The 11,756-nt window shown below is 70.6% G+C and carries 7 protein-coding genes; 3 read left to right on the plus strand and 4 right to left on the minus strand.

The genetic code is table 11. The features are described 5' to 3' along the window. Positions 1–112: 112 nt before the first annotated feature. The 3 genes from ACIPWY_RS21985 to ACIPWY_RS21995 form a co-directional block, all read right to left on the minus strand. The gene (locus ACIPWY_RS21985; protein WP_393702750.1) at positions 113–1,498 is read right to left on the minus strand and encodes a cation:dicarboxylate symporter family transporter; all 1,386 of its coding nucleotides are present in this window, start codon (positions 1,496–1,498) and stop codon (positions 113–115) included. Positions 1,499–1,700: 202 nt separating this feature from the next. Beyond that, entirely contained in the window at positions 1,701–3,362 is a 1,662-nt protein-coding gene (locus tag ACIPWY_RS21990) for a peptide-N4-asparagine amidase (protein ID WP_393702752.1), read from the minus strand. 133 nt (positions 3,363–3,495) lie between these two features. Beyond that, positions 3,496–4,242, minus strand: coding sequence for a L,D-transpeptidase family protein (locus ACIPWY_RS21995; RefSeq protein WP_393702949.1), 747 nt, complete (start codon positions 4,240–4,242; stop codon positions 3,496–3,498). Between the two features lie 187 nt (positions 4,243–4,429). Here ACIPWY_RS21995 and ACIPWY_RS22000 point away from each other — a divergent pair, with 187 nt between their 5' ends. After that, on the plus strand, positions 4,430–6,379 hold the full coding sequence (locus ACIPWY_RS22000) for an ABC transporter transmembrane domain-containing protein (RefSeq protein ID WP_393702754.1): 1,950 nt from the start codon (positions 4,430–4,432) through the stop codon (positions 6,377–6,379). Continuing rightward, positions 6,376–8,166 carry an ABC transporter ATP-binding protein gene (locus ACIPWY_RS22005; protein WP_393702756.1) on the plus strand — a complete coding sequence of 597 codons (1,791 nt, stop codon included), beginning with the start codon at positions 6,376–6,378 and terminating at the stop codon, positions 8,164–8,166. The genes ACIPWY_RS22000 and ACIPWY_RS22005 overlap by 4 nt, the downstream gene beginning before the upstream one ends. Positions 8,167–8,246: 80 nt before the next feature. On the opposite strand, the gene ACIPWY_RS22010 is transcribed toward ACIPWY_RS22005, so the two are convergent. Next, positions 8,247–9,041 carry a metal-dependent hydrolase gene (locus tag ACIPWY_RS22010; RefSeq protein ID WP_393702758.1) on the minus strand — a complete coding sequence of 265 codons (795 nt, stop codon included), beginning with the start codon at positions 9,039–9,041 and terminating at the stop codon, positions 8,247–8,249. A 157-nt stretch (positions 9,042–9,198) separates the two neighbouring features. Between ACIPWY_RS22010 and ACIPWY_RS22015 the strand changes: the two genes are divergently transcribed. After that, positions 9,199–11,712, plus strand: a complete 2,514-nt coding sequence (locus ACIPWY_RS22015; protein WP_362908830.1) for a DUF3516 domain-containing protein — start codon at positions 9,199–9,201, stop codon at positions 11,710–11,712. Positions 11,713–11,756 lie beyond the last annotated feature (44 nt).

Raw genomic sequence — 11,756 nt, forward strand, 5'->3', positions numbered from 1 at the left:
GGGGGTGTGTGAACGCGGCGGGGGGGGGGGGGGGCGCCCCCCCCCCCGGGGGGGCCGGCCGGGGGGGGGGGCCCCCCCCCCGGCGCGCGGGGGCCCGCACCCCCACCCGGGCTCAGCCCACCGTCTCCGCGGCGGATTCGGAACCCTGGGTCTTAGCGGACTCCGGCGAGCTGACCGGCTCGTCGCGGTCCTCCTCCGGTACGAACGCGATCTCGCCGCCCAGCACCTTCTTGGCCTTGGCCGTGTCTAGCGCGCCCTCCCAGCGGGAGACCACGAAGACGGCCACGCAGTTGCCGAGCAGGTTCGTGGAGACGCGCATGGCGTCCATGATGCGATCGACGCCGAGCAGCAGGGCGACGGCGCCCGCCGGGATGACGCCGAGCGCGGACGCGGTGGCCGACAGCGCGAGGAAGGCCGACCCGGGCACCCCCGCCATGCCCTTGCTGGTGAGCATCAGGACGATCACTACGGTGATCTGCTGGCCGAGCGAGAGGTCCACACCGACGGCCTGCGCGATGAACAACGTACCGATGGAGAGGTAGATCGACGCTCCGTCGAGGTTGAACGAGTACCCCGTCGGCAGGACCAGGCCCACGGCGTCGTCGCGGCAGCCGGCGTGGCGCAGCTTCTGCATCATGCGGGGCATGACCGTCTCGCTGGAGGCGGTGCCGAGCGCGAGGAGCAGTTCCTCGCGCGTGTAACGGACGAACTTCCACAGGCTCAGTCCGGTGACCGCCTTCAGGGCGAGGCCGAGGAGCACGAGGAAGATCACGGCGACGGCGTAACAGACGCCGATGAGCTTGCCGTACGTCGACAGGGCGCCGAGGCCGTACTCGCCCACCAGGTGCGCCGTCGCGCCGAACACGGCGAGCGGGGCCAGCTTCATGATGAAGCCGACGACGGCGAAGACCACTTCCTGGCCCTGCTCGATGGCGGGCAGGATCGCGGGGACCTTGGTGTTGCCGAGATGCAGCAGGGCCGCGCCCACGAGACAGGCGAGGACGAGCACCTGGAGCAGCGAGTTCTCGGCGAAGGCCCCGACCGCGCTGTCGGGGAGCGAGTGCAGGATGAAGTCGCCGGTCGACGGGAGCGAGCCGCCGCCGGTCTTCTCCTCGACGGCGGACGCGTCCAGCTTGGACGGGTCGACGTTCATGCCGACGCCGGGGCCGGCGAGGTTACCCGCGAGCAGGCCGACGACGAGGGCGACGGTCGTCGCCACCTCGAACCACAGGAGGGCCTTGAGCCCGATGCGGCCGAAGGCCTTGAGGTCTCCGGCCTTGGTGATTCCGGCGACGACCACGCAGAAGACAAGGGGCGCGATCATCGCCTTGATGAGACGTACGAAGCCGTCGCCGAGCGGTTGGACGGCTGTGCCCGCGTGGGGCCACAGCCGTCCGACGACGACTCCGATCACAAGTGCGCAGGCGACCTGCGCGAACAACGAGGTACGTAGTACGCGTGCGGCGCGTCGCGGCAGGGACGGTACGGACTGCGGCACGGGGCATTCCTCCGGAGCAACGTCAGTGACTTGTGCGGATTCTGCTATGCGGAAGTTGGATTCCGATTTCTGTTCCGCGAAGCGTCACTATGTCGGAGTGGCGGCTTCCGTAGAAGACCCCGATGTCACATCGGCGTAAATCTTGGATATTGCTCCAAGACCCCGGGCGCCCGCGCCTACGGCCGTGCTCCAGCCGTGCCCCTCAGCAGTGCCTGCGGTCTGCCGTCAACGCACCCTGCACTGTGGCCAGTTCGCGGTCGTAGCAGCCATCAGGGCTGGTCAGACGGTATCGCTCACGACTGCTACCCACAGCGTGCCGCTGCTCACGCGGAACGTTCGCCGCGTACGAGGCGTCACCCGTGAAGGTGTCGTCGAGCACCGTCCACGCCGTGCGGCCCGCGCCCGTGGCCCGTCCCGTCCCGGCCCGGTCGCCGAGCTCGATCACGGTCCGCAGCCGGTTGTCAGCGTCGAGCGTGGTGGCGCCGTCCATCGTGTAAGTCCGGTTCGTGCGAAGGGTGTCGTGGCCGGAGACGACGGTCTGGCGGTCGCTCCACGTGCCCTTCAGCGCGTCGTCGTTCTCGCCGTCGGTCCAGCGGTGCGTGGACGTGCTGGTGAGATCGCGGGTGACGGTGGTGGTGACGCGGCCGTGCGAGGTGTTCACATAGCCGGACACCGTCAGCCTGTGCCCGCCCTGTGCGTCGAGGCGGTGCTCGTCCGTGCCAGGCGTGTACGTCGTCGAGTTGGCCGGCTCGCTCTCCTTGTGGCCCGTCAGCGCGCCGGTCACGCGCGAACTCCCTCCGTCCTGCCAGACGAGCACGTTGACCGGGGCGCTCCAGCCGCTCTGGCCTTTCGGGACACCCACGACGGAGACGTCGACCTGGTGCGGACGGCCGTCGTCGAGAAGTCCGGCGAACGGCGTCAGGTCGTACTGGAGGGGCCGGACGTCGAAGGCTCCCGGGGCCGGGATCACGTACCAGAGGAAGGGGTTGGACCAGCCGCCCGTCCAGACGTTCGGGAACGGCGAGGCGATGCCTGCGAGTTGGCCGTCCACGGAGATCTGCACCTCGCGGTACGGCCCGCCGTCCGCCTTGCACGAGTACGGGACCTCGTTCGGCACCGACAGGTACCAGAACTCCTCGCAGCCGCCGCCCGATCCGGTGGCGTACACCTCGGCGACGATGCGCTCACTGTTGCGCGGGGTGGTGAGTTCGCCCTGGTCGAGGGTGAGCACGCGGTCCGGGGTGTCCGCTTGCGGATGCCGCTTCGCGTGCGGCTCGGCGGCGTAGAAGGTCAGGGTGGCCTTCACCTCGATGACACCGGTGTACGTGTCGTCGACAACGTTGCCTATGAGCATCTCGACCGGCTGGTCGGCCCGCAGGGTGTCGCTGTAGCGGGTGACGTCCTTTTCCACATTCCAGGCGATGCCGTCGGGCGAAGGCTCGGGGGTCGAGGTGCGCAGGACTTCCACCCCGCCGATGTGCAGATAGCCGAGACGGTCGAACTGCCTCCCCTTGACCTTGCCTTCGAGGCGCAGGACGACCTTGCTCCACCGGTCGCCGCAGCCCTTGGGCGGGGCGTAACTTCCCTTGTAGGGCGTGAAGTCACGGAACTCTGTCTCCGCGAGCGTGACACGGCAGGACTTGCCGGCCGGCTTTTCCACGGGCGGCGTGGCGGTGATCGGGTCGTGCCAGTCGGTGCCGAACTCGGTGGGCGGGGTGGCGGGTTGGGGCGCGACGGCGGCGTTGGCGTCTGCGGACGGGGGCGCGGAGGAGTGGGGTTCGGCGGAGGCCGCGTTGGCCTGGCCGGCGAGGGCAGCAGCCGCGAGAGTCACCGCGGCGAGCATGGACATGACGCGTCTTCTCATGAGGGGTGTTGTACGGGGCGCACGCCGCCCCCGCAACAGCCCCTGGCTGCCGCACCGTCACCCGCAACCCCAAGGCCGCGCCGCATCCCGCGCGGCCCTCACTCCAGGCCGACGCCCGGTACCTGATGGAGCGTCAGCTCTTCAGTGACGCCTTGTCGCCCATCACCACGACCGGGTGCTGCTTCGGGTCGATCGTGCGCAACAGGTACTCCATGCCGGACTTCGACAGGCTCACGCACGCCGAAGTGCCGCTGCCGTGGTCCATGTGGAGCCAGATGCTGCCGCCCTTGGTCTGCCCTTCGGGTCGGGTCGGGTCGTTCGGCGCGGTGCCCTTCACGCGGTTGTAGTCGATGGCGATGACGTAGTCGAAGTCGTGCCAGTGCGACTTGGCCCAGTAGTGGGGGGCCTGGAACGACGCCGCCTGCGTGTACGGCAGCTTCGCACCGGGGTCGGCGAGCACACCGCCCGCATCCGTGAGGGTGAACACCCCTATGGGACTTCTCTTGTCGCCCTCGCGGTGGTCGGCGGTCCAACCCTTCTTGCCGTTGTGCGCCGGCCAGCTGCGCGTCTTGTCCCAGGTGGAACCGGACTTCGTGTAGAGCACGACGGTCGAGTCACCGGAGTTCTTGCCGTCGCCGTAGACCGCGACCACCTGCCGCGCGTTCTGCGGGATCTTCGACTGGAGCTGGTCGCCCACGTCGGGAATGCGCTTGAGGTCGACGGCCGGGCGGTCCTCCTGCCGTGCGTCGGCGGAGCCCGACTCGGCCTTCCGCTCGGCCCCGTCGCCTCCGCTCGAACCGCCGCAGGCCGACAGGGTCATGAGAAGGACGCTGCAGGCCGCCGTAGCGACCGCCGTTCGAACCGCACCCGCGTTACGCATACGGTCCATGGTCGCACCACGCACCGGGTGCCCCCGACCAGCCCTGCCTCCGGCGTCGAACGCGGGCCGAAACTTTGCCCCACGGCGGAAAACCGTTTGCCTCCGGTGCCGGAATCCCGCGAACCTTGCACGGTTTGTTCCGTCCGTACCCCCGACTTCGCTCTCCCCTTCCGAGCTCTGGGACGTCATGCAGATCCACGATCTTCCGTATCCCGACCCGGGCCTGCCGGATGCCCGCTCCGGCCCCCGATTCCTGTTCTGGCTGGGCCGGAACCAGCTCGGCGGCCAGCTCAAGTCCCTGTCCTGGGGACTCCTGCACTTCCTGTCCGTCGCCTCCCTTCCTTACGGTGTCGGCTTCGCCGTGCAGGCCGTGGTCGACGGCTCCGGCTCGCGGCTCGCCCTCGCGGGCGGGCTGATCCTGCTCCTCGGCGCCGCGCTCGCCCTCGGCGACACGATGCTGCACCGGACGGCGGTCACCAACTGGATCACCGCGGCGGCCCGGGTGCAGCAGCTCCTCGCCCGCAGGACGGCGGCCCTGGGCGCCGCGCTGACCCGGCGGGTCGCCGCCGGCGAGGTCGTCGCCGTCTCCACGGGCGACGTCGAGAAGATCGGCTGGTTCGTCGAGGCGCTCTCGCGCTTCGCCGCCGCCGCGCTCACCGTCGTCGTGGTCTGCATCGGGCTCGTCCTCTACCAACCGGCGCTCGGCATCGTCGTCGCCATCGGCATGCCGGTCCTCGCGCTCGCCGTCCTCCCGCTCCTCCCCCGCGCCACCCGCCGTGCCGACCGGCAGCGCGAGAAGGCGGGCCGCGCCACGGAACTCGCTTCGGACACCGTCGCGGGCCTGCGTGTCCTGCGCGGCATCGGCGGCGAGGAACTGTTCCTCGACCGCTACCGCCGCGCCTCGCAGGAGGTCCGCACGGCCGCCGTCCGCAGCGCCCGCATGTGGTCCCTGATCTCCGCGGTCCAGGTGCTGCTGCCGGGCCTGCTGCTGATCGCGGTCGTCTGGTACGGCATCGAACTGGCCCGCCAGGGCCGGATCACCGTCGGTGAACTGGTCACCGTGTACAGCGCCGTGATGATCCTCAACTACCCGCTGCGGCACTTCGAGGAGATCGCCATGGCGTACTCCTTCTCGCGCCCCTCGGCCCAGCGCGCGGCACGCGTCCTGTCCATCGAACGGGTCACGGAGCCGGGCGGACTCCGCACCGCCGAGGCACCGGCGGGTGACCTGTACGACCCGGTGACGGGACTGCTGGCACCCGCGGGCCGGCTCACCGCCGTGGTGTGCGGCGACCCGGACCTCGCGGGCCGCCTCGCGGACCGTCTCGGGGGACACCCCACGGACGCGGACACCAGGACCGGGACCGGTTCGGACAAGGGCTTTGGTACCGGCGCCGAGACCGACTCCGGCTCCGGCTCCGGCTCCGGGAGCGATCCCGATGAGCCGGCCGCCCCCGCCCTGCCCTCCGTGCTGCTCGGCGGGGTGCCGCTCGACGAACTGCCGCTGGACACGGCCCGCGCCGCCGTCCTCGTCCAGGACAAGGACCCCGTGCTGCTGTCCGGCACGCTCGCCGAACTGCTCGACGTCCCGTCCTCGGGCTCCGTACGTCCCGAGGAGGCGCTGACCGCGGCACAGTGCGCCGACGTGCTGGACGCACTGTCGCAGGCGTCGCTGGACGACGACCCGATGAACGCGCGGATCACCGAGCGCGGCCGCTCCCTCTCCGGGGGCCAGCGGCAGCGGCTCGCGCTGGCGCGGTCCCTGGTCACCGACCCGGAGACGCTGGTCCTCGACGAGCCGACGTCCGCCGTCGACTCCCACACCGAAGCCAGGATCGCCGACGGCGTGCGCGCGCTGCGCAGCGGGCGCACGACCGTCGTGCTCACCTCGTCCCCGCTGCTGCTCGACCGCGCGGACCGGGTGGTCCTGGTCCACGACGGCACGGTCGCGGCGGTCGGCGAGCACCGGGAACTGGTGCTCACCGAGCCCCGATACCGGGCCGTCGTGACCCGCGAGACCGACGAGGAGACGGCGCCGGCAGCACAGCCCCAGAACGGCGGCATCTCTCTGCGCGGCGAACCGGTCGTCGGCGACGCCGGCATCGGAGAACTCACCGAGATCGAGGAGACAGCATGATCGGCCTGGCGCCACCGGCCTACGACCCGGCGGCCCCGACCACGGCGAACACTCTGCCCGTCGGCGCCCCGGCGACCGTGCGGTCCTACGTCCGCGAGCTGTACCAGCGGCACCGCCGCGCGTTCTTGCTGCTCATCGGCGTGAACGCGATCGCCGTCGTGGCGTCGATGGTCGGCCCCTATCTGCTCGGGGCTCTGGTCCAGGACGTCTCGGACGGCACGGACCGACTGCGCGTGGAGCATCTGGGCGGCACCATCGCGGTGTTCGTCATCGCGCTCGTCGTCCAGGCCGTGTTCGTGCGGCAGGTGCGGCTGCGGGGCGCGATGCTCGGCGAGCGGATGCTCGCGGACCTGCGCGAGGACTTCCTCGTGCGAGCGGTCGGACTGCCGCCCGGCGTGCTCGAACGGGCCGGTACCGGTGATCTCCTTTCGCGTATCACCACCGACATCGACCGGCTCGCCAACGCCATGCGCGAGGCCGTTCCCCAGCTGTCCATCGGCGTCGTGTGGGTGGGGCTGCTCCTCGGCGGTCTCGCCGTGACCGCTCCGCCGCTGGCACCGGCGGTCCTCGTCGCGGTACCGATGCTGGTGGTCGGCTGCCGCTGGTACTTCAAGCGGGCCCCGTCGGCGTACCGCTCGGAGGCCGCCGGCTACGCCGCGGTGGCCGCGGCCCTCGCGGAGACCGTCGACGCCGGGCGCACCATCGAGGCGCACCGGCTCGGTGACCGCCGCGTGGCGATGTCCGATCGACGGGTGAAGGAGTGGACGGCGTGGGAGCGCTACACGCTCTATCTGCGGTCGGTGTTCTTCCCGGTCATCAGCGCCACCCATGTGACCGTCCTGTGTGCGGTGCTCCTGATCGGCGGTGTCTTCGCGCTCCAGGGCTGGATCGGCATCGGGCAGCTGACGACCGGCGCGCTGATCGCCCAGATGCTGGTCGACCCGCTGGGCCTGATCCTGCGCTGGTACGACGAGCTCCAGGTCGCCCAGGTGTCGCTGGCCCGGCTCGTGGGCGTCAGGGACATCGAGCCGGACGCGGGTGACGCCACGGTGGCGCCGGACGGTCGGCACGTGCAGGCCGACGACGTCCACTTCGGGTACCGGGCGGGCGTCGACGTGCTGCGCGAGGTGTCCCTCGATGTCCGGCCCGGTACGCGGCTCGCGCTGGTCGGACCGTCCGGAGCGGGCAAGTCCACGCTCGGCCGGCTCCTCGCCGGGATCTACGCGCCGCGCACCGGCCAGGTCACACTGGGAGGCGCCGAGCTCTCCCGGATGCCCGCGGAGCGCGTGCGCTCGCACGTGGCGCTGGTCAACCAGGAGCACCACGTGTTCGTCGGCTCCCTGCGCGACAATCTGCGCCTCGCGCGCACCGGGGCCGAGGACGCCGAGCTGTGGGCGGCTCTCGGCGCGGTCGACGCGGACGGCTGGGCGCGGGCACTCGACGGGGGCCTCGACACCGAGGTCGGATCCGGCGCGGTGGCGCTGACCCCGGCGCAGGCCCAGCAGGTCGCCCTGGCACGTCTGGTCCTCGCCGATCCGCACACCCTCGTCCTGGACGAGGCGACCTCGCTGCTCGACCCCCGGGCGGCCAGGAACCTGGAGCGTTCGCTCGGCAGGGTCCTCGACGGCCGCACGGTCGTGGCCATCGCCCACCGGCTGCACACCGCGCACGACGCGGATGTGATCGCCGTGGTCGAGGAGGGCCGGATCAGGGAGCTCGGCAGCCATGACCAGCTGGTGGCGGCCGACGGCGCGTACGCGGCGCTGTGGCGCTCCTGGCACGGGTGACCGCGCGGGCTGGGCAAGAAGGGAGACACCCCCTGAGGGCGTGCGGCCCAGAGGGGTGAGGCCCAGGGGTGTGCGGCGGCTCAGATGACGTTGAGCGCGGCCGCGCACCCCACTCCGCCGAGCAGCATGAACACAGGCATCAGCACCTTCAGCTCGACCCAGCTTCCTGCGCGAAAACGCATCATCTTGGGCGGGCCGATCGGGTACCAGCGCCTGCGGCCGATGGGGATGGGCCACAGGACCGGGCAGCCCGAGACCGTGAGCGCGTCCCCGATGTCGTGCACCAGGGCGCCCAGGACGATGGGCAGGCCCAGCCACAGGTACTCCTGGCCGGGCTGTGTGAACAGCCAGCCCGCCCCGTTTCCCGGCTTGTCGAGGACTCCGGCGAGTATCCAGGCGCTGGTCCCGGCGAGCAGCCACACCAGGACGTCGCTGCTGGAGCCGCGTGCCGCCCGCCACAGCAGGCCCTCGATGGCGAGGACCATGTGGACGAAGAGGAGGGCGAGGACCGCCCAGCGCCCGCCGAAGACGGCCGCCGCCGAGGCGCCGGCGCCGATCAGCACCGCCCACAGCCAGGTGTGGGTGAGGGTGCGGTGTCCGCCGGAACGGCGGGGGTCGCCCTTCATACGGGTCGCCTTGTAGACCGCGTACGACAGCTTGTCGACGATCTCGCACAGGCCGCGCGACACCGGGCCGAAGGCCCGCGAGATGGTGGCCGCCTTGTGGTCCAGGTCGGGGGCGAGCGCCGCGCCCGCGCAGATCAGTGCCCCGGCGAGCACGACGGGCCAGGGCATGGGGTGCCCGGCGGCGGCTGCGGCCGCCCCCACCCCCAGCCAGGCCGCTGCTCCTGACAGCGAGTGTGCCGGTCCCATCATGGCTGCGTTCCGCCCCATTCCACTTGTGTCGGTGCCCAGTTGTCCCCACCCGGGCCACGGCGTCCTGACGCCTCGTCGGCGCCACAGCGTACCTTTCATGATCTTCGTACAGGCAACCGATTGCCGGATCGGGTCGGAAGGCAGGCAAGATGGGGGCGTGACCCTTATCGATCAGCTGCCCAGGACCGCCGACCCCGACGCCCTCTACGAGGCTTTCGAGTCGTGGGCCGAGGAGCGCGGGATCACCCTCTATCCCCACCAGGAGGAGGCGCTGATCGAGGTGGTGTCGGGGGCGAACGTGATCGTCTCGACGCCCACCGGGTCCGGCAAGAGCATGATCGCCGCCGGTGCGCACTTCGCGGCGCTCGCGCGGGACGAGGTCACCTTCTACACGGCACCGATCAAGGCGCTGGTCTCCGAGAAGTTCTTCGAGCTGTGCAAGCTCTTCGGCACGGAGAACGTCGGCATGCTCACGGGTGACGCGTCCGTCAACGCCGATGCCCCCGTGATCTGCTGCACCGCCGAGATCCTCGCCTCCATCGCGCTGCGCGACGGGGCGCGGGCCGACATCGGCCAGGTCGTGATGGACGAGTTCCACTTCTACGCGGAGGGCGACCGCGGCTGGGCCTGGCAGATTCCGCTGCTCGAACTTCCCCAGGTGCAGTTCATCCTGATGTCGGCGACGCTCGGCGACGTCGCGATGTTCGAGAAGGACCTGACGCGGCGCACCGGCCGGCCCACGTCGGTGGTCCGCTCCGCGACGCGCCCGGTCCCCCTTTCCTACGAGTACCGGCTCACGCCGCTCACGGAGACGCTGACCGAACTGCTCGACACGCGGCAGGCCCCCGTCTACATCGTGCACTTCACGCAGGCGCAGGCCGTGGAGCGCGCGCAGGCACTCATGAGCATCAACATGTGCACGCGCGAGGAGAAGGAGAAGATCGCCGACCTGATCGGCAACTTCCGCTTCACCACCAAGTTCGGCCGCAATCTGTCGCGCTACGTGCGGCACGGGATCGGCGTGCACCACGCGGGCATGCTGCCCAAGTACCGGCGCCTGGTGGAGAAGCTCGCGCAAGCGGGTCTTTTGAAGGTCATCTGCGGCACGGACACGCTGGGCGTGGGGGTCAACGTGCCCATCCGCACAGTCCTGTTCACCGCCCTGACGAAGTACGACGGGACGCGGGTGCGGACGCTGCGCGCCCGGGAGTTCCACCAGATCGCGGGGCGGGCCGGGCGGGCCGGCTTCGACACGGCGGGCCTCGTCGTGGCGCAGGCGCCGGAGCACGTCATCGAGAACGAGAAGGCGCTCACGAAGGCGGGCGACGACCCGAAGAAGCGCCGCAAGGTGGTCCGCAAGAAGGCGCCCGAGGGGTTCGTCGCCTGGACCGAGAACACCTTCGAGAAGCTGATCGGCTCCGATCCTGAGCCGCTGACGTCCCGCTTCCGGGTGACGCACATGATGCTGCTCGCAGTCATCGCCCGGCCCGGCAACGCCTTCGAGGCCATGCGTCACCTCCTCGAGGACAACCACGAGCCGCGCAAGCAGCAGCTGCGGCACATCCGCCGCGCGATCGCCATCTACCGGTCGCTCCTCGACGGCGGCATCGTCGAGAAGCTCGACGAGCCCGACTCCTCGGGCCGGATCGTACGTCTGACGGTCGATCTGCAACAGGACTTCGCGCTCAACCAGCCGCTGTCGACGTTCGCCCTCGCCTCCTTCGACCTGCTCGACAAGGACTCGCCGTCGTACGCGCTCGACATGGTGTCCGTCGTGGAGTCGACACTCGACGACCCGCGGCAGATCCTCGCCGCCCAGCAGAACAAGGCGCGCGGCGAGGCCGTCGCGGCGATGAAGTCCGAGGGCGTCGAGTACGAGGACCGCATGGAGCGGCTCCAGGACGTCACGTACCCGAAGCCCCTGGAGGAGCTGCTCTTCCACGCGTACGACGTGTACCGCAGAAGCCACCCGTGGGTGGGTGACCATCCGCTGTCGCCGAAGTCCGTGATCCGCGACATGTACGAACGGGCCATGACGTTCACGGAGTTCGTGTCCTTCTACGAGCTCGCGCGCACCGAGGGCATCGTGCTGCGTTACCTCGCCGGCGCGTACAAGACCCTCGAGCACACGGTGCCCGACGACCTCAAGTCCGAGGATCTCGAGGATCTGATCGCCTGGCTGGGAGAGATGGTCCGCCAGGTCGACTCCAGCCTCCTCGACGAGTGGGAACAGCTCGCCAACCCCGAGGTCATGACGGCCGAGGAGGCCCAGGAGAAGGCCGACCAGGTCAAGCCGGTCACGGCGAACGCGCGCGCGTTCCGTGTGCTCGTCCGCAACGCCATGTTCCGCCGGGTCGAACTGGCCGCCCTCGACAACGTCGATGAACTGGGCGAGCTGGACGCCGACGCCGGCTGGGACGCGGACGCCTGGGGTGAGGCCATGGACAAATACTGGGACGAGTACGAAGATCTCGGCACCGGTCCCGACGCCCGCGGACCGAAGCTGCTGCGGATCGAGGAGGACGCCGCGCACGGCCTGTGGCGGGTGCGCCAGACGTTCGCCGATCCGAACGGCGATCACGACTGGGGCATCAGTGCCGAGGTCGATCTCGAGGCGTCCGACGCGGAGGGCCGTGCGGTCATCCGTGTCACGGATGTCGGCCAGCTGTAGGTCCTGACCCGGTCGCGGATGTCGCGGACCCCGGACGCAGTGCT

Origin of the sequence: Streptomyces sp. NPDC090032 (genome assembly GCF_044748025.1) — a bacterium.
Classification (GTDB): Bacteria; Actinomycetota; Actinomycetes; order Streptomycetales; family Streptomycetaceae; genus Streptomyces.

Bases quoted from the DNA above. Each gene is read 5' to 3' on its own strand.
- ACIPWY_RS22000 (WP_393702754.1), top strand. From the start codon at position 4,430: ATGCAGATCCACGATCTTCCGTATCCCGACCCGGGCCTGCCGGATGCC.
- ACIPWY_RS21995 (WP_393702949.1), bottom strand. From the start codon at position 4,242: ATGCGTAACGCGGGTGCGGTTCGAACGGCGGTCGCTACGGCGGCCTGC.
- ACIPWY_RS22005 (WP_393702756.1), top strand. From the start codon at position 6,376: ATGATCGGCCTGGCGCCACCGGCCTACGACCCGGCGGCCCCGACCACG.
- ACIPWY_RS21990 (WP_393702752.1), bottom strand. From the start codon at position 3,362: ATGAGAAGACGCGTCATGTCCATGCTCGCCGCGGTGACTCTCGCGGCT.
- ACIPWY_RS22010 (WP_393702758.1), bottom strand. From the start codon at position 9,041: ATGATGGGACCGGCACACTCGCTGTCAGGAGCAGCGGCCTGGCTGGGG.